Here is a 16,632-nt window from a genome sequence, read left to right as displayed (position 1 = left end):
GATAGGCCAGAAATGGAAGCACAGTAATGTGTTATCGAGTTGACTGGTACTAATAGGCCGAGGACTTGCCCACAAAGATGTTACGCATCCACTCTACAGCTCTGAAACACCACACAACCACCAGCACAATCGGTGGGAAGTAGTTGGTTGTTTCGTAGTGTTTCGGTGGTCATAGCGTCAGGGAAACGCCCGGTCCCATTCCGAACCCGGAAGCTAAGCCTGACAGCGCCGATGGTACTGCAACCGAAGGGTTGTGGGAGAGTAGGACACCGCCGGACTAAAATTGAAAAGAAAAGGTCCAGGCCGGTCGAGAACCCCGAGTTCTCCCGGCCTGGACCTTTTCTCATACCCAAAACCCGACACTCGCGTGATTGAACCCGCAACACCCGTGTCCAGACCCGCAACACGCGTGACCAGACGGACGACACCCGTGATCAGACAGCGAACACCGTGTTCGCCGTGTAATCACGCGAGTTACGGCTCTGATCACGCGAGTTCGCTGTCTGATCACGGGCCGGCGGGGCGCCGCAGGTGGTAGATGTCCATGATCCAGCCCTTCCGTTCCCGTGCCTCGGTGCGGACGGAGCGGATTTGCGCGGCGAGGGCGGCGGAAAGCGGGCCGGAAAGCAGGAGTTCGTCCGCGGTCCCGAGGTAGGCGCCCCAGTAGATCTCCAGTCCGGCGTCCACGAACCGTGAGAACGTGCAGTGAGCGTCCAGCATTACGAAGACGTCGTCCGCCTCGCCGGGCCAGCCCGCTTCCAGGCGCCGGCCGGTCGTGATCAGAACGGGCCTGCCGATCTGGTTCATCGTGGTCCGGTGGCGGGACGTCAGCGCGGCCACGCTGCTGACCCCGGGGACGACGTCGTACTCGAACTCCACGTTCCCGCGCTCACGCACGGCGTCCAGCAGCGTCAGCGTCGAGTCGTACAGCGCCGGGTCGCCCCAGACGAGGAACGCGCCCCGCTCATCGGGACCCAGTGAGCGGATCATGTTCTCGTAGACGTCGGTGCGCAGGCGGTGCCAGTCGGCGACGGCCTTCCGGTAGTCATCGGGGGTACGGTCGCGTTCGGGGTCCTGTGCCCGTACGACGCGGTAGCCGGGCTGCTCGACGAACCGGTCGAGGATCTCCTGGCGCAGGCCCACCAGGTCCTGCTTCTCTGAACCCTTGTCGAGGACGAAGAAGACGTCGGTCTCGTTCAGCCGCCGGACGGCTTGGACGGTCAGGTGGTCCGGGTCGCCGGCGCCGATGCCGATGGCGGAGATCTTCCTCATCGCCGCAGTGTGCCCGCCCCCTCAATGCACACCCCTACCCCCATGGGGTATAAAAGAAGTGATCGCTTCGTTTGTCCTGTAGAGGAGTTCGTACCGATGGCCGAAACCACCTACACCGTCAAGGGCATGTCCTGCGGGCACTGCGCGGCCTCCGTCACCGAGGAGGTCAGCGGGATCTCCGGCGTCAGCAACGTGGACGTGGACGTGGCCGGCGGCAAGGTCACCGTCACCAGTGAGACCCCGCTCGACGTCCAGGCCGTCGACGCGGCCGTCACCGAGGCCGGTTACCAGCTCGTCTCGTGAGTACCCCCGTCAAGGTGTCGGCGTTCGCCGCGGCTCTGGCCGCGGTGTTCGTCGTCGCCTGGACGATCGGTTCCGCGGTAGGACCGCTTGACGAGGCGCCGCCCTCGCCCGCTCCGACCAGCGTGCACGAGGGAAACCACGAGGGGCACCCGGGAGGGACACCGTGAGCGTCGAGACCCAGGACCCGCGGCGCGTCGAGCTCATCATCGGCGGCATGACCTGCGCGTCCTGTGCCGCGAGGGTCGAGCGCAAGCTGAACAAGGTCGACGGCGTCTCCGCCACGGTCAACTACGCGACCGAGAAGGCGCAGGTCGACTTTCCGTCCGCAGTCTCGGTCGACGACCTCGTCGGCGTGGTCGAGTCCGCCGGTTACACCGCCCAGCCGCCCCAGCCGGACGAAGCCCCGGCGGCCGGGGATTCGGCGGACGGGCTCCGGCGTCGGCTTCTGGTCTCCGCCGCGCTCGCGGTACCCGTGATCGTGCTGGCGATGGTCCCGGCCTGGCAGTTCACCTACTGGCAGTGGCTCTCGCTGGCCTTGGCCGCCCCGGTGGTGACCTGGGGCGCGTGGCCGTTCCACCGCGCCGCCTGGACGAACCTCCGGCACGGCGCCGCCACCATGGACACCCTCATCTCGCTCGGCGTCGCGGCGGCGACGCTCTGGTCCCTCTACGCCCTGCTGCTCGGTACCGCCGGAGTCCCCGGGATGCGGCACGGGTTCGAGCTGACCATGGAACGCGGTTCCGGCTCGGGCAACCTCTACCTCGAAGTCGCCGCCGGGGTGGCCACGTTCATCCTGGCCGGCCGCTACTTCGAGGCCCGTTCCAAGCGGCGGTCCGGCGCGGCGCTGCGTGCCCTGCTCGAACTCGGCGCGAAGGACGTCGCCGTGCTGAGCAAGGGCACCGAGCAGCGCGTCCCGGTCGGCGAACTGCGGGTCGGCGACGAGTTCGTCGTGCGGCCGGGGGAGAAGATCGCCACCGACGGCGTCGTGACCGACGGCAGGTCGGCGGTCGACCTGAGCATGCTGACGGGTGAAGCCGTCCCGGTCGAGGTGGCCGGTGGTGACGCCGTCGTCGGCGGGACGGTCAACGCGGGCGGAAGGCTCGTCGTGCGCGCCACCCGGATCGGTGCCGACACCCAGCTCGCGCAGATGGCGCGCCTGGTCGAAGCCGCGCAGAACGGCAAGGCCGCGGCTCAACGCCTCGCCGACCGGGTGTCGGCCGTGTTCGTGCCGGTGGTGATCGCGCTCGCGGTGGGGACACTCGGCTTCTGGCTCGGCGCCGGCAGCGGCGCGGACGCGGCCTTCACCGCCGCGGTCGCCGTCCTGATCATCGCCTGCCCGTGCGCGCTGGGCCTGGCCACACCGACGGCGCTGCTGGTCGGCACCGGTCGCGGCGCGCAGCTGGGCATCCTGATCAAGGGCCCGGAGGTACTCGAATCCACTCGCCGGGTGGACACCGTCGTCCTGGACAAGACCGGCACGGTGACCACCGGGAAGATGAGCCTCACCGACCTGTACGGCGACGACGAGACCGAACTGCTCCGGCTGGCCGCGGCCGTCGAGCACGCTTCCGAGCATCCGATCGCCCGCGCGATCGTCGAGGCCGCCGAGGAACGGCTGGGGACGCTGCCGCCGGTCGAAGGCTTCCGCAACGTCGAGGGTCTCGGTGTCGTCGGCGAGGTCGAGGGCAAGACCGTCCTGGCCGGGCGCACCGCTCTGCTCAACCAGCACGACATCACCGTCGAAGACCCGTTCGGCCAGGTCAAGGCCGCGGCCGAGGAGCGCGGCGCGACGGCGATCGTCGTCGCGTGGGACGGCGAGGTTCACGGGGTGATCGTCGTGGCCGACACCGTCAAGCCGACTTCCGCACAGGCCGTACGAGAACTGCGGGCGCTCGGTCTCCGGCCGGTCCTGCTGACCGGCGACAACACCGGTTCCGCGCAAGCGGTCGCCGCGGAGGTCGGGATCGACGAGGTCGTCGCCGAGGTCCTGCCCGCCGACAAGGTCGACGTCGTCCAGCGCCTGCAGGCCGAGGGCCGCGTGGTGGCCATGGTCGGCGACGGCGTCAACGACGCGGCCGCGCTCGCGCAGGCCGACCTCGGGCTCTCGATGGGGACCGGGGCGGACGCCGCGATCGAGGCGGGCGACTTGACGCTGGTCCGCGGCGACCTGCGCGCGGCCGTGGACGCCATCCGGCTTTCGCGCCGCACGCTCGCCACGATCAAGGGCAACCTGTTCTGGGCGTTCGCCTACAACGTCGCCGCGCTGCCGCTGGCCGCGCTGGGCCTGCTCAACCCCATGATCGCCGGGGCCGCGATGGCCTTCTCGTCGGTCTTCGTGGTCACCAACAGCCTGAGGCTGAGGGGATTCCGCGGGGTCGTGTGATCAGGAGCGGACGAGGCGCGCGATCGCGTCGGATGCTTCCCGCACCTTGAGGTCGGCTTCTTCGCCGCCCGCCGCGGCGGCCTGGACCACGCAGGTCGCGAGGTGCTCGTCCAGCAGTTCCAGGGAGAACGACTGCAGCGCCTTCGTGGCCGCGGACACCTGGGTCAGGATGTCGATGCAGTACTTGTCCTCTTCGACCATCCGCTGAAGTCCGCGGATCTGCCCCTCGATCCGGCGCAGGCGCTTGAGATAGGCCTCCCGCTCGCTGCCGTAGCCCGTCATTCCCGCACCCGTTCTCTCGCCGATCCCTGTCACCGCCGACTATACCCTCCCCACGTATCCGCCTCGCGCCGGTGAAATCCAGGGCTGTCAGGATGTCGAAAGCGATCCGGCGGCTCCGACTCAGTCGTGAGTGGCCGGGCACCGGCCTCGTGACCAGGAGGAACACCCGATGAAGTACATGATCATGATCACGATGAACCCCGCCGCGTGGGACGCCGTCGGCGAGGACGAGCGCAACGAGGTGATGGCCAGGATCGACCCTTTCATGCAGAAGCTGACCGAGAGCGGCGAGCTGCTCGGGACGCAGGCGCTGGGGGAGCCGAAGGAGAGCACGGTGGTCCGGGTGCGTGACGGCGTCCCGGTGGTGACCGACGGCCCGTTCGCCGAGTCGAAGGAGTTCCTCGCCGGCTACTACCTGGTCGAATGCGACAGCAAGGAACGCGCGATCGAGATCGCCGGCCTGGTCCCGGACGCGCATATCAACGCGATGGAGGTCAGGCCGGTGGTCTTTTCTTCCGGCGTTGAGTCCTAGCAGTCAGGCGCAGCCTGTCCGTTGAGGGTGGTGGTGGTGGGGCGGGGTCCGGGCTAGGCGGTGGCCGCTTCGGCGCCGGCACGGGCTTCGGGCCTGTTCCGGCGCTGAACGGGCACTTCCGGTTTTCCTTCGTCGGGCCGCGCCAGTACGGTTCCCGCCTCCGCGAGCAGTTCGCGGCAGCCGACCAGCTGGTTCAGGATGTCGTCTCGCAGGCCCAGTGCCACATTCGCCTTTTGCCGCGCTTCGGCGACCAGCCGCTCGCCCTGTCCAGTGGCGTCGGCGAGGAGTTTTCGTGCTCTGGCCTGGGCGAGCTCGTCCTGTTCGGCGAGCGCGCGCATCGCCTGCGCCCGGCGCAGGGTCATCGCGCGTTCGAAGTCGTCAGTGATCTTCTTCCGCTCCGCGTCGGCCTTCGCGGCCTCTTCTTCGGCGCGCGCGGTGATGTCGTCGGCCTCTTCGCGGGTGAGCTCGAGCATGCGGCGCGACCGTTCCTGCAGCGCGTCCGGCGCTATCGGGGTCCGGCTGATCCGGTCGACGCTGTCGCGGAGGTCACTGTTTTCCTCTTGCGCGGCAGTGAGTCTGGCGGCGAGGGCCTCGCCGCGGCGGATCGCCTCGTCCCGTTCGGCGGCCACGCGCCTCAGTTCGGTCTCCACCTCGCGGACGAATTCCCGGACCTGGGCGCGATTGAAACCACGCCACGCCAGATCGAAGCCGGGCATCTCCATTAGTCACCTCCACAGTGGTCGATCCGTCGCCGGTGGCGCAATTGTGCGGTTTTCCTTGCCACACGCGGCTTTCTTCGACCAGTGTGCCTGAAGCCGCAACGACACGCGCCACTGGTGGGTGATCTTGCGCCGAACGGTCCGGCGCAAGCGGTGAGAAGGGTGAACATCGAACTGGTGGCACAATAGAGAATCGATCGATTTTCACCCGCTGGAGGTGACGCGTGACGAGCAGCCGAATTCGGGTGCCTGGCTGGAATACGGCGACCGCGGCCGAAGGGTACCGGCAGGTCAGAGAGAACATCTCGATCTTGCTGGCCGACCACCCTGGCACGGGCGACCGGATCGTCCCGGCCTGTCCACAGTGGACCGTCCGGGGCCTGCTGGCGCATCTGACCGAGATCTGCGACCGGGTGATCACCCGATTCGGTGGTGAGCCCTGTCCGGTCCCGGAGGCGGCCTCGGTCGCGGAATTGCTGCGGCTCTGGAACGAGCGCGGGCCCGAGGCCGACGCCCTGCTCGCCGCCGACGGCGACGGCAAGAGCCGCGGCGACATCATGGTGATGGACGCCTTCACCCACGAACTCGATCTCCGGTACGCGCTCGGCGCCCCGCTGCCCGAGGCGCACGCGGCCTGGCTTCGCGGGTTCGAAGTGCTGGTCAGCGGCCTCGGCGCATCGCTGACCAGGCACGGACTGCCCGGGATGCGGATCGAGACCGAGGGCGCGACGTGGATCGCCGGCACCGAGCCGGTCGCCGCGGTGCTCTCGGGTCCGCCCGCCGACCTGTACCGCTCACTCGCCGGACGCCGGAGCCCCGCTCAGATCACCGCCCTGTCGTGGCTGGGCGATCCCGAGCCGTGGCTCCGGGCCTTCACCTGGGGGCCGTTCGCCCCGCCGGAGGAAGCGACCGAGTAGCGCTAGCCCGTCGGGGACATCGAGGACAGCGCCGCGGCCAGGGCGAGCACGACGGCCACGATCAGCACCTCGACCCCGACGCTGACCCGCAGCCGTCGCAGGTCGGCGGTCAGCACGCCGGTGCCGCCGCGGCCGGAGAAGCCGCGGCGCACCGCGTTGCGGCTCAGGTTCGCCACCAGCAGCAACGCGGCGAACCCGGCCAGCTTCACCAGGAAGACGATGCCGTACGCCGACGACCAGAGCGCCTCCACCGACGGGACGAGCCGGAAGCCCAGGTAGGCGCCGCTGATCACCATGATCACGATCGACGTCGTGGCGATCGGGTGGAAGCGGTCCAGCGCCGGTTCGATTTCCGAGGCCGGGTGCTTGCCGCGCAGCAGCACGGCCAGCTGGATCAGCCCGCCGACCCAGACCGCCATCGCGCCGAAGTGGGCGAGGTCGGCGCTGACCGAGAGGAACATGATCTTGTCGGCCACCGCGTGCCCGGTCGCGGAGAAACTCAGCATCACGAGGAAGCCGGCCGCCATGCCGAGGTTCTCGTAGCGGGAGCGCAGCCGCTCCGGCTGATCGGCCGCCAGCAGTTTCCGGGCGATCACGGCCAGCGCGACGATCGCGGCCAGGCGCAGGAGCAGCAGTTTCCCGTAGGCCACCCGCAGGGTCGCTTCGAGCAGGGCGGGGTCGAAGACGGCGTCCACGCCACGTCCGGCCACGTAGGGGCCTTGCAGCAGGAAGCCGGCGACGGCCGTGACGGCGGAGAGCCACACCCCGGCGCTGATCAGCTTCCGCGACAGCGGGTCGGTCCGGCCGCCCGGTCGGCAGACCAGCACGAACACCAGCCCGCCGAGCAATGCGACGCCGCCGAACGAGCCCCAGCGGAACGTGGTGAACAGCGCGTCCGTGACCGGATCCGTGCCGGTCGAGGCGGAGACCGCGCCGGCCGAGGTGATCAGCGGGCCGGTGCCGATGACGAACGCGATCGTGCCGCGCACCGGATGCGAGTCGGTCGAGACGAACGCGTACTCGACGAGGTAGCTGCCGTCGGGGAGATCGGGTTCCAGCTTGACGGCAACCTCTTCGGCGACTTCACCGGGTTGGAACACCGGGCCGGAGACGACGTCGGTGCCGTGGGCGTCGACGACCTTGATGGAGTTCGGCTGGATGCCGATGTTCTCCGAAAGGGTGACGGAGACCTGGGCGGGCGCCGAGGTGAGCCGGGCGCCGTCGACGGGGTTCGAGGAGAGGAGTTCGACGTGGGCCGAGGCCGGGGCCGCGGCGAGAACCGCGACCCCGAACCACGCTGCCACGAGGGCCAGGAGCGCGAAGAGCCTCCTGGTCACGACGCCGTGGTCGCCAGCTCGCGCCGGCTTTCCGGGGCGCAGGTGCAGCCGGTCAGCTTCTGCTCGGCGATCGACGCCCGGCGGTGCACGATCATCGCGATGATCATCGGGATGGTGACGATCGTGTTGTAGAACAGGTGCAGTTCCACGCGCGGGATGAACAGCTGGATGACGCTGCTCGGCGCGGTCCCGCCGCCGAGACGCCAGCCGCTCTGCGCCTGGATCAGCAGGAGCAGATGCTCGATGTGGTGCCAGAACTGCAGGCCCAGCGCCAGGTTCCACCACTGCCGCGAACGGCCTGCGAAGCCCTTGCGCAGGGCGAACAGCGCGACCAGCATGAGAATGGCGTAGCCGTAGTGCAGCCATTCGGAGCTGATCAGTTTGGGGAACGGAATGCCCAGCACGCCGCGGGCGTCGGGGGTCTTCCAGCCGAGAACGTAGATCTGGAACGCCTGCACGAGGTGTTCCGCCCAGTGGGCGACGACGATGACCGCGTAGACGGCGAGCGCCGCGCGATGGTATTTCCCATTGAGCGAGGCGAGCAGGCCTGGACGTGCCGAATCGAGTGCGGCCATAAAAGGGCTCCTTGGGCGAAAAGTCCGACCGGTGACGGAACATGACGATATCCCGCGCAGCGCGTGTTCCCGTTACTCCTGATTGCTGATCTGGCCTGCGGGATTACGCCATTCGGCCGGTTGCGCCGGTGGTCAGCGGACGATGATCCCGCGAGACACCGGGGGTGCGGCCGGGATGTGGAAAAGCTCGGTGAACAGTTCCAGGTATTCGAACGCGCCTTCGATCCGGACCTTGCCGGTCCTGGCCGCCTCGGCGGCGCTGAGTTCGCCGCTCAGCAGGTCCTTGATGAACGGGCCCAGCGGCTCGATCACCGCGTCGGCACCCGGATGCGCGCCGTCCGCGACCTTAAGTGCACCGTCCTCGACGATCGCGTGCAGGACCATCGCGCCCGGGTAATGCAGTTCGTAGGTGGCGTGGACCCCCTTGGCCTTCTCGCTCTGGAAGGTCGTGTACAGCGAAAGAATCGCCGAGTCCAGGGTGAAGACGTCCTCCGGCGCCGGCCGCCCGAGCGAACGCGCGCCCCAGAGGCCGAGGTCGAGCACGATCTGCTCGAGTTCGCTGCCGTACTCGGTGAGTTCGTAGACCACGGCGGCGTCGAGCTCGGGGAGCAGGCGGCGGTGGAGCACGCCGGACTGCTCGAGTTCGTTCAGCCGGGTGGAAAGCGTGCTCGGCGGGATCTTCGGCAGGCCCGCCTGCAACTCGGTGAACCGCTTCGGGCCCAGGACGAGGTCCCGGACGATCAGCAGTGACCAGCGTTCGCCGATGATCTCCAGCCCGCGGGCGAGACCACAGAACTGTCCATAGGTGCGACTGCTCATCTCGTCGATCCTCACTTTCGTTCCCGGTGCCGCCGTCGTCATGCGGGCTCGCCCTCGGAAAGCAGCCCGTGGTGCAGGACTTGCAGATCGTCACAGGGCTCGACGCCCAGTTCATTGTTGAGCCTGCCGCGCAGCTGGCGGTAGGTCGCGAGGGCATCCGAACGCCGTCCACTGCGCCCGAGTACCCGGATCAGCTGGCCGTGCAGCGCCTCGTCCAGCGGGTTCGCGGTGACCAGGGAGCGCAGCTCGCCGATCAGCTCGTGCCGCATCCCGGCCGCGATATCCGCCTCGATGCGCAGGTGCAGCGTGCTGCGCCGTTGTTCGACCAGGTCGACCGCGTAAGCCGACAGCACCGGTCCACAGTTGACGTTCGCCAGCGGCGGCCCGGCCCACAGGTCGAGCGCGGCACGGAAGGACTGCGCGGCTTCGATGTGCATCCCCTTCAGCTGCAGCTCCCGGCCGCGCTTCTGCAGCGTCTGGAACTCGAAGACGTCCACCTGTGACGGGTCGATCCGGAACACGTATCCGGGCGGCTTCGTCGCCAGCATGGTCTCGCCGAAGGGGGCGAGGTTGTTCTCGTCGATGCATCGCCGCAGCTGATAGACGTAGGTGTGCATCGTGGTGCGGACACTGCGCGGCGGGTCGTTGGCCCACAGCTCCTGGACGATCGTGTCGATGTGCACGATCTTCCCCGGGCTCATCACCAGCATGGCGAGCACTTGGAGCAGCTTCGGCGTCGTCGGCGCGTAGTCGATCCCGTCCCGCACGAGTTCGAGCGGGCCGAGCAGGCTGAAACGGATGGGGCTTGCGGACAGGTCCGGATTCGGGTTCGATGCCGAGCCGTGGTGCTTGTCCGATACTCGTGATCCGGCGTACATCGCAAGCGCCCTCCAGATCGATACGCGTCGTGGCCTGTTCCCAGTACGTCGACAGTGACAGAGGGGCCCCACGGCGGGCCAGTGAGCCGTCCACCAGACGTCGCGTGCGTGTGTCCCGATAAAACGTGGATTTTTCATGTCCGACCCGTGAAACGTGCACTGGCCGGTGCGCGCCCGGCGCAGCAGGATTCGGTGACCGCACCGACCTACGGGGGTTCCCATGCGCGAGGCAGTGTCGAACGGGTCCGGTTCCATCACCGGAGGTCTGGGGTTCAAACGGCATCTGCGGGCGGAGATCAGTGAGGGCAACGGCGCCTACCTGTTCTCGGAGCAGGGGGTGATCGCGATGCGCGGCGCGCAGGTCGCCTCGGTCGCGGCCCTGCTCGACGGGACCCGTGACCTCGACGGACTCCTGTCCGCCTGCCCGGAGGGGATGAACGTCGAACAGGTCACCGGGGTGCTGGCCCGGCTCGTCGAGGCCGGTCTGGTCACCGTGCGCGCCGCGGACGAACTGAGCGTGGACGAGCGCGCGCTGGCCTACTGGGACGCGTGCGGTCTCGACGCGTCCGCGGTGACTTCCAGGGAGAAGCCGTCAACGGTGAGCCTGACCGCTATCGGCCGCGGGGTCGACACCTCCCAGGTGCAGAACGCACTCGTCGCGAGCGGCATCGAAGTGGTCGGCGCGGCCGCGGAACTGGCGATCGTGCTGTGCGACGACTACCTCGACCCCCGGCTGGCCGAGATCGACGCGGAGCACCGGCGCACCGGGCGGCCGTGGCTGCTGGCCCGGCCGTCGGGTTCACAGGTGTGGATCGGCCCGATCATGCAGCCGGGACGGTCCGGTTGCTGGCACTGCCTGACCAACCGGCTGTGGGGACATCGGCACGCGGAGGCCTGCGTGCAGGAGGTGCTCGGGCACGACGGTCCGGCCGTGTTCCCGATGCCCGCCGTGCCGCCGCTGACCGCCGCCGCATCGCACCTGATCTCCCTCGAAGCGTCGAAATGGCTGGCAGGGCATCGTTATCCGGGGCAGCAATGCGTCTGGATCCTCGACACGCTCGATCTGCAGGGGCGGCTGCACGAACTGCGCCGTCGCCCGCAGTGCCCGGAGTGCGGGGACGAGAAGATCGTCGCCGCGCGCACCGCCGAGCCGATCGTGCTCAAGGAGGCCAAGAAGGCGACTTCGGGCGGGGGCGGGCACCGGACGATGACCCCGGTCGAAGTCCTCGACCGCTTCGGCCATCTGGTCAGCCCGGTCACCGGCATCATCAAGGAGATCGCCCGCGATCCGAGGGCGCCCGCGTTCGTGAACGCCTACCGCTCCGGGCTCAACGTCGCGCGCCGCGTGCGCGGTGAGGCGGGTCTGCAGGCCGGGCTGCGCGGGGACAACGGCGGCAAGGGCGCGAGCCCGATCGACGCCGAGGTCGGCGCGCTGTGCGAGGCGATCGAACGGTTCTCGGCGAACTTCCAGGGCGACGAACTGCGGATCCGTGACACCTTCCGCGCGCTCGGCGAGGACGCCGTCCACCCGAACTCGTGCATGCTCTTCGACGAACGCCAGTACGCCACCCGGGACGAGTGGAACGCGAAACACGCGGTCTTCCAGCACGTTCCCGAGCGGTTCGACGAGAAGGCCGCCGTCGACTGGACGCCGTTGTGGTCGCTGTCCCAGCAGCGCGCCAAGCTGATGCCGGCGGCGTATCTCTACTACGGCGTTCCGCTGGAATGCGGGATCTCCGGCATGCGCGCCGACTCCAACGGCTGCGCGGCCGGGAGCAGCATCGAGGACGCGATCCTGCAGGGGCTCCTCGAACTCGTCGAACGCGACGCCGTCGCGATGTGGTGGTACAACCGGCTTCCCGTGCCCGGGCTGGACATCGCCTCGTTCGACGACCCGTGGGCCGAGGAGATGGTGGGGCAGTACGCGCGGTCAGGCCGCGAACTGTGGGTCCTCGACCTGACCTCGGACCTCGGCATCCCGGTGATGGTCGCGCTGTCCAGGAGTGTCGCCGGCCCCCGCGAGAACGTCATGATGGGATTCGGCGCCCACCTGGATCCCAGGACGGCGCTGCGGAGGGCGGTCAGCGAACTCAACCAGATGATCCCGGCGGTGTTCGCGAACGACGTCGAACTCGACGATCCCGATGCGGCGCAGTGGCTGCGGCACGCTACGGTCGCCAACCAGCCGTATCTGCGGCCGGCGCCCGGACGGTCGGCGAAACGAGCCGCCGATTTCAAGTTCGTCCGGCGGCCCGACGTACGGGACGACGTGGAGTGCTTGGTACGCAAGCTTTCCGCCCTGGGGATGGAGACGCTGGTGCTGGATCAGACCAGGCCCGACATCGAGCTTCCGGTCGTCCGGGTGGTCGTGCCGGGGCTGCGTCCCTTCTGGAGCCGCTTCGCCCCCGGGCGGCTGTTCGACGTCCCTGTGAAGCTCGGCCGGCTCGCCGAGCCGACCCCCTACGACCGGCTGAACCCCTTCCCCATGTTCTTGTAGATCGGCTGGAGTAACAGTTGAGGACTGATCCCCCTGGCGGTGTGGCCGAGACGATCCCCCTGTGGTCGCTCACCGACGACAGCCTTGTCGAAATCGGTGAAGACGGCTCACTGGTGGTCGTCACGCGCTGGGGGGAGTTCGACTTCGACCATGCCGAGCCCTTGGTCCGTGAATCGTTGCGGCGGATGGCTTTGGGGCCGATCTCGCTGGCGAACGTGACGTCGTCCTGGGAGCCCGTGCGGCGGGAGCCCGATCTCGAAGGCGGGCTGAGCTGGACGGCCGACGGTGCCGACGCGCTGCGCCAGGCGCTCAAGGAACTGGGCGGTTCGGTGGTGCGATCGCTGGGGCTCGCCGACGGGAAGGGGCCGATGCTGTCGGTGATCCCGGTGGTGCTGGCCCCGGTGTTCGCGCCGGATCCGATCCCGGCCGCGCGCCCGATCCGGTTGTCCCGCTTCTGTTCCCTGCGTTCCGACGCCTACGGGATGGGGCTGGAGTCGCCGTCCGCGCGGTACCGCGTCGTGCTGTTCCAGCCGTGGGCGGTCCACGTCGCGGCGACCTTGGCGACGGCCAAGTCGGTGGGGGAGATCGCCGCCACCACCGGGATCGAGACCGGGGTGGTCAGCGCGATCGTGTCCTACCTCGTCGCGGCCGGGGTGGTCCAGGTCGCCGGGGAGCTCGGCCGGTTCGCCGAGGACGACGATCCCGAACTGGGCCTGTGGTCACCGGACGAACTGCTGTTCCACACCACGAGCCGGACCTGGCGGCCCGGTGGTCCGGCCGAACTGCCCGGTCTGGGGAGTCCGCCGGTGGTCAAGGCCGCCACCGGTGAGGGGCCCGTCCACGTCCTGTACCGGCCGGACCTGGCCGTGCGCGCGGAAACGGATCCGACGCTGACGGCGTTGCTGGAGAACGATCACACCTGTCCGGAGTTCAACGACAGCGTGCTGTCCGCCGAGCAGATCGGCGAGTTCCTGTTCCGCGGCGCGCGGATCCGGTCCATCGGCCCGGCGCACCTTCCCAACGGACCGAGTCACAACGCTTCGCAGCGGCCGTACTTCAGTGTCGCCTGCCTGTACGAACTCGAGCTGTACGTCTCGGTCAACCGCTGTTCGGGGGTGGACCGGGGGATCTACCACTACGACCCGCTCGAACACCGGCTCAGCCTGGTCAACGACGACGAAGCCGACCTCGCCGCGATGCTCGACATGGCGATGATCGGCGGTGGCAACCACCGGTGGCCCTCGGCGCTGATCACGGTGACCGCGCGGATGCCGCGGATGGCCTCGGTCCTCGGCGGCGGCGCGTACGCCACGACCCTGGCGCACGTGGGCGCCCTGCAGCAGACGCTCTACCTCGTCGCCAGGGCCATGGGGCTGGCCGCGCACGCCGTCCCCGTCGACGCCGGGGACCGGGTCGACCGCGCGCTGAAGCTCGAATGGCCGGCCGAGGTCGGGGTCGGGGAGTGCGTGCTCGATCTCCCCGCCTGATCGCGGCACTCGTGTCTTGAGTCAGAGATTCGCGTCGTAAGTCCCTTGCGGCAAGGGGGTGCTGGGTCACGAGGGTCGGTGACGCGGCACTGTGTGGATTTTGGGACGTCAGATGTCCCAAAATCCACACAGTCATCGACCCGGCGCCGGCACAAGCCGCCTTGAGGGGGACTTTGCCCTCATACGATGACCTCGTGGTTTGTTCGGTGAGCGACGCCCGTCGCTTGGTCGTGGTCCTGCTTACCCTTGCCCCCTTTTCCGGTGAAGGGCGCGATTCGTGTGTCCAGACAGCGAACACGCGTGTTTGGAGACCGAACATGCGTGATTGGAGTCGGAACACATGTCCACGCGGACTTCAGGCACGAATTTGCGTCGCAGGACACTAGGTCTCGGTTGTCCTACTTTTCCGCCACCGGTTCCGCGGTTGGTTACCTTGTGTATCCGGGGGTAACTGCGGGATCTGGGGTGGCCATGCTGAGTGCTAATCAGGCCGGGCTTTCGCGAAGAACGGTAGGCCTCGTTTTCTGCGGCACCGGGATCCTGGTGGCGATCCGCCCGATGGCCGAGGCCGACCACTGGTTCGACGCGCTCTTCGGCGTCCTCTGGGCCGCGGCGATGGTCGCGGCCCAGCTCGTGTTCCTGCACCGGCCGGTCCCCGACGGCGGGCGCGGAGTGCCGCAGCTGGCCCTGCAGGTGGCGCTGACGTACCTTCCGTTGCTCTGGTTCGGCCCGGCCTGGGTGGCGTTCAGCGGCTTCCTCGCCGGCAACCTCCTGCTGACCCTGCAGCGGACCCCGGCCGTCGCCGGTATGGGCGTCGGCGTCGTCGCCGTGCTGTCCGGGCTGATCGCGGCCTACGCCAACGCCTTCGTGGCCGATCCGGCCACCGTCGCGGTGCCGACGGCGGTGCTCGCGACGCTCGTCGTCGGGCTCGTCGTCCACGCGCTGACCCAGGCGGCGCGCTGGGCCGACGACCGGCGCGAACTCGCCCGGTGGGCGGTGACCGAGGAACGGCTGCGGTTCTCGCGGGACACGCATGATCTGCTCGGCCTCAGCCTGAGCGCCATCACGCTGAAGAGCGAGCTGACCAACCGGCTGATCGTCGAGCAGCCCCAGCGGGCGCAGGAGGAACTGGCGGAGATCCTCGTGATGTCCCGGAAAGCGCTCGCTGACGTCCGTTCGGTGGCCGCGGGCTATCGGGAGCTGTCCTTGTCCGAAGAATGCCGGGTTGCCAGATCCGTGCTGCGGGCCGCCGACATCACGGTGCGGGTGGACTGCGACGAGGTCGCGCTCTCCTGCCCGGCGGGGACGACCCTGGCGACCGTGCTGCGCGAGGGGGTCACCAACATCCTCCGGCACAGTACGGCGACCTGGTGCGAGATCACCGTGCGTGTGCAAGACGGGATGGTCCGGCTCGAGGTGCTCAACGACGGTGTCCTGCCGCCGGTCGATCCGGCGGGCTGCGGTCTCGGCAATCTCGCCTACCGGGTCGGGTTGCGCGGGGGCGATCTGCAGGCGGGCGTCCGCCGCGACGGGGCGCACCGGCTGACCGCTCGAGTTCCGCTGGAGACACCGGAACGCGCCGCGGGATGACCGTCCGGCGATCGCGCAGCCGAGAATAACGCCTGCGTAGGCCGTACCTCGATCGCCTGTCGAGTGCATTGAAATCGTTGCCGAGTTTGCTGACTGGCAGAGGAAAAGCGACAGCGAATCCGAGGTTGGTCTGATGCAGCTACGAACAGTCGCCACGGCGGCGAACGAGAAAGGCGTCATCGAACCCGGTCGGCTCCCCGAGCCGGCGTCTCCCTTGCAACCTGCGGTGCTGCAGGCCATCTCGTCGATGCACGCGAGGTACTTCGACCCGATCACTCTGGGCGACCTGGCATCCGAGGTCTTCGTCAGCCCGTTCCACTTCTCCCGGATCTTCACCAAGGCCACCGGGGTGACCCCCGGCCGGTACCTGACCGCGATCCGGCTCTTCGAAGCGAAACGACTGCTCCTGACGACATCGCTGACGGTGTCGGACATCGTGTGCAGCGTCGGCTACAGCAGTGTCGGCACGTTCACTAGCCGCTTCACCCGTGCGGTCGGGATGACCCCGACCCAGTACCGCGATCCCGAGGTCAGCGAGCTGCTCGTGGCGCTGGCACCGCATTTCCAGCGGCTGCCGTCGCTGGAGGCGTTGCACACCGCCGGAATGGGCTGCGCGTCGATGCGCACCGGTACCGGGACGATCAGCGTGCGCGTCGTGGCGCCGCGCGGGGCGGGTCCGGCGAGTGTCCTCATCGGACTGTTCGCGGAGTCGATCCCGCAGTGTGGTCCGGTCGCGTTCGGCGGCCGGGCGAACGTCCTTTCGGGCGACATCGAGATCGAGAACGTGCCCGAGGGGCGCTGGACCGTCATCGCGGTCGCCGAGCACGCCGCCGGCACCGCCGCGTCGACGTTCTCCGTGGGCACCCTGCCCGGCCGGGTGGACATCACCCGCTACGGCCGGGTCCATCTGCGGATGCCGATGCGCAGCCTGCAGCCGACCGACGCGCCGATGGCGATCACCCTCGCCGGTGGCCCGAGCTCCACCGGAAACCGGATGATCATGCCGGCTCCGAACTACCTTCGCGCGGTGGCTTGAGTAGC

The 16,632-nt window shown here is 68.7% G+C and carries 16 protein-coding genes and 1 rRNA gene; 10 read left to right on the top strand and 7 right to left on the bottom strand.

Going from position 1 to position 16,632, the window contains the following annotated elements; all coding sequences use genetic code 11:
- The first annotated feature begins 161 nt into the window (after positions 1–161).
- Positions 162–278: ribosomal RNA gene (gene rrf, locus ACLJRL_RS22945) — 5S ribosomal RNA — on the top strand.
- 229 nt (positions 279–507) lie between these two features.
- On the opposite strand, the gene cobF is transcribed toward rrf, so the two are convergent.
- Entirely contained in the window at positions 508–1,272 is a 765-nt protein-coding gene (gene cobF / locus ACLJRL_RS22940; RefSeq protein WP_410658287.1) for a precorrin-6A synthase (deacetylating), read from the bottom strand.
- Between the two features lie 96 nt (positions 1,273–1,368).
- On the opposite strand from cobF, the gene ACLJRL_RS22935 reads away from it, so the two are divergent.
- Genes ACLJRL_RS22935 through ACLJRL_RS22925 form a run of 3 tightly spaced genes read left to right on the top strand, consistent with a single transcriptional unit; the run spans position 1,369 to position 3,958 of the window.
- Positions 1,369–1,575, top strand: a complete 207-nt coding sequence (locus ACLJRL_RS22935) for a heavy-metal-associated domain-containing protein (protein ID WP_410658286.1) — start codon at positions 1,369–1,371, stop codon at positions 1,573–1,575.
- Positions 1,572–1,742, top strand: a complete 171-nt coding sequence (locus ACLJRL_RS22930; protein WP_410658285.1) for a hypothetical protein — start codon at positions 1,572–1,574, stop codon at positions 1,740–1,742. The genes ACLJRL_RS22935 and ACLJRL_RS22930 overlap by 4 nt, the downstream gene beginning before the upstream one ends.
- A 47-nt stretch (positions 1,743–1,789) precedes the next feature.
- Entirely contained in the window at positions 1,790–3,958 is a 2,169-nt protein-coding gene (locus ACLJRL_RS22925) for a heavy metal translocating P-type ATPase (protein WP_410658309.1), read from the top strand.
- Here the strand turns inward: ACLJRL_RS22925 and ACLJRL_RS22920 are convergent, their stop codons facing one another.
- Entirely contained in the window at positions 3,959–4,240 is a 282-nt protein-coding gene (locus ACLJRL_RS22920) for a metal-sensitive transcriptional regulator (protein ID WP_009081418.1), read from the bottom strand.
- A gap of 169 nt (positions 4,241–4,409) precedes the next feature.
- Between ACLJRL_RS22920 and ACLJRL_RS22915 the strand changes: the two genes are divergently transcribed.
- Positions 4,410–4,772, top strand: coding sequence for a YciI family protein (locus tag ACLJRL_RS22915; protein ID WP_410658284.1), 363 nt, complete (start codon positions 4,410–4,412; stop codon positions 4,770–4,772).
- A gap of 53 nt (positions 4,773–4,825) precedes the next feature.
- Here ACLJRL_RS22915 and ACLJRL_RS22910 read toward each other — a convergent pair whose 3' ends face one another.
- Positions 4,826–5,494 carry a M protein gene (locus ACLJRL_RS22910; RefSeq protein ID WP_410658283.1) on the bottom strand — a complete coding sequence of 223 codons (669 nt, stop codon included), beginning with the start codon at positions 5,492–5,494 and terminating at the stop codon, positions 4,826–4,828.
- Positions 5,495–5,802: 308 nt separating this feature from the next.
- Between ACLJRL_RS22910 and ACLJRL_RS22905 the strand changes: the two genes are divergently transcribed.
- Positions 5,803–6,408 carry a maleylpyruvate isomerase family mycothiol-dependent enzyme gene (locus ACLJRL_RS22905; RefSeq protein WP_410658308.1) on the top strand — a complete coding sequence of 202 codons (606 nt, stop codon included), beginning with the start codon at positions 5,803–5,805 and terminating at the stop codon, positions 6,406–6,408.
- Between the two features lie 2 nt (positions 6,409–6,410).
- On the opposite strand, the gene ACLJRL_RS22900 is transcribed toward ACLJRL_RS22905, so the two are convergent.
- The 4 genes from ACLJRL_RS22900 to ACLJRL_RS22885 all read right to left on the bottom strand — a co-directional run bounded on the left by ACLJRL_RS22900 (position 6,411) and on the right by ACLJRL_RS22885 (position 10,017).
- Positions 6,411–7,745, bottom strand: a complete 1,335-nt coding sequence (locus ACLJRL_RS22900) for a copper resistance protein CopC (protein ID WP_410658282.1) — start codon at positions 7,743–7,745, stop codon at positions 6,411–6,413.
- A complete protein-coding gene (locus ACLJRL_RS22895; protein ID WP_410658281.1) occupies positions 7,742–8,320 on the bottom strand; it encodes a hypothetical protein in 579 nt (192 codons plus the stop codon). Before ACLJRL_RS22895 ends, ACLJRL_RS22900 begins: the two co-directional genes overlap by 4 nt.
- A gap of 132 nt (positions 8,321–8,452) precedes the next feature.
- Positions 8,453–9,139: a winged helix-turn-helix transcriptional regulator gene (locus ACLJRL_RS22890; RefSeq protein ID WP_410658280.1), complete on the bottom strand. Its 687-nt coding sequence runs from the start codon at positions 9,137–9,139 to the stop codon at positions 8,453–8,455.
- A gap of 38 nt (positions 9,140–9,177) precedes the next feature.
- The gene (locus tag ACLJRL_RS22885; protein ID WP_410658279.1) at positions 9,178–10,017 is read right to left on the bottom strand and encodes an AfsR/SARP family transcriptional regulator; all 840 of its coding nucleotides are present in this window, start codon (positions 10,015–10,017) and stop codon (positions 9,178–9,180) included.
- A gap of 220 nt (positions 10,018–10,237) precedes the next feature.
- On the opposite strand from ACLJRL_RS22885, the gene ACLJRL_RS22880 reads away from it, so the two are divergent.
- From ACLJRL_RS22880 to ACLJRL_RS22865, 4 genes are all read left to right on the top strand, one after another.
- Positions 10,238–12,514, top strand: a complete 2,277-nt coding sequence (locus ACLJRL_RS22880; RefSeq protein ID WP_410658278.1) for a TOMM precursor leader peptide-binding protein — start codon at positions 10,238–10,240, stop codon at positions 12,512–12,514.
- A gap of 41 nt (positions 12,515–12,555) precedes the next feature.
- Positions 12,556–14,001 (top strand): SagB/ThcOx family dehydrogenase, encoded by a 1,446-nt coding sequence (locus ACLJRL_RS22875; RefSeq protein ID WP_410658277.1) that lies wholly within the window; start codon positions 12,556–12,558, stop codon positions 13,999–14,001.
- Between the two features lie 471 nt (positions 14,002–14,472).
- Positions 14,473–15,591: a sensor histidine kinase gene (locus ACLJRL_RS22870; protein ID WP_410658276.1), complete on the top strand. Its 1,119-nt coding sequence runs from the start codon at positions 14,473–14,475 to the stop codon at positions 15,589–15,591.
- A gap of 133 nt (positions 15,592–15,724) precedes the next feature.
- On the top strand, positions 15,725–16,627 hold the full coding sequence (locus ACLJRL_RS22865; protein WP_410658275.1) for a helix-turn-helix transcriptional regulator: 903 nt from the start codon (positions 15,725–15,727) through the stop codon (positions 16,625–16,627).
- Positions 16,628–16,632 lie beyond the last annotated feature (5 nt).

This window comes from Amycolatopsis sp. lyj-112 (genome assembly GCF_046549055.1).
GTDB lineage: Bacteria > Actinomycetota > Actinomycetes > Mycobacteriales > Pseudonocardiaceae > Amycolatopsis.
The sequence above is the reverse complement of the archived record's forward strand: the minus strand, read 5'-3'. Positions and strand labels throughout refer to the sequence as shown.

Excerpts from the sequence above, each read along its gene's own strand:
- cobF (WP_410658287.1), bottom strand. The coding sequence starts at position 1,272 with ATGAGGAAGATCTCCGCCATCGGCATCGGCGCCGGCGACCCGGACCAC.
- ACLJRL_RS22935 (WP_410658286.1), top strand. The coding sequence starts at position 1,369 with ATGGCCGAAACCACCTACACCGTCAAGGGCATGTCCTGCGGGCACTGC.
- ACLJRL_RS22925 (WP_410658309.1), top strand. The coding sequence starts at position 1,790 with ATGACCTGCGCGTCCTGTGCCGCGAGGGTCGAGCGCAAGCTGAACAAG.
- ACLJRL_RS22920 (WP_009081418.1), bottom strand. The coding sequence starts at position 4,240 with ATGACGGGCTACGGCAGCGAGCGGGAGGCCTATCTCAAGCGCCTGCGC.
- ACLJRL_RS22915 (WP_410658284.1), top strand. The coding sequence starts at position 4,410 with ATGAAGTACATGATCATGATCACGATGAACCCCGCCGCGTGGGACGCC.
- ACLJRL_RS22910 (WP_410658283.1), bottom strand. The coding sequence starts at position 5,494 with ATGGAGATGCCCGGCTTCGATCTGGCGTGGCGTGGTTTCAATCGCGCC.
- ACLJRL_RS22895 (WP_410658281.1), bottom strand. The coding sequence starts at position 8,320 with ATGGCCGCACTCGATTCGGCACGTCCAGGCCTGCTCGCCTCGCTCAAT.
- ACLJRL_RS22890 (WP_410658280.1), bottom strand. The coding sequence starts at position 9,139 with ATGAGCAGTCGCACCTATGGACAGTTCTGTGGTCTCGCCCGCGGGCTG.
- ACLJRL_RS22885 (WP_410658279.1), bottom strand. The coding sequence starts at position 10,017 with ATGTACGCCGGATCACGAGTATCGGACAAGCACCACGGCTCGGCATCG.
- ACLJRL_RS22880 (WP_410658278.1), top strand. The coding sequence starts at position 10,238 with ATGCGCGAGGCAGTGTCGAACGGGTCCGGTTCCATCACCGGAGGTCTG.
- ACLJRL_RS22870 (WP_410658276.1), top strand. The coding sequence starts at position 14,473 with ATGCTGAGTGCTAATCAGGCCGGGCTTTCGCGAAGAACGGTAGGCCTC.
- ACLJRL_RS22865 (WP_410658275.1), top strand. The coding sequence starts at position 15,725 with ATGCAGCTACGAACAGTCGCCACGGCGGCGAACGAGAAAGGCGTCATC.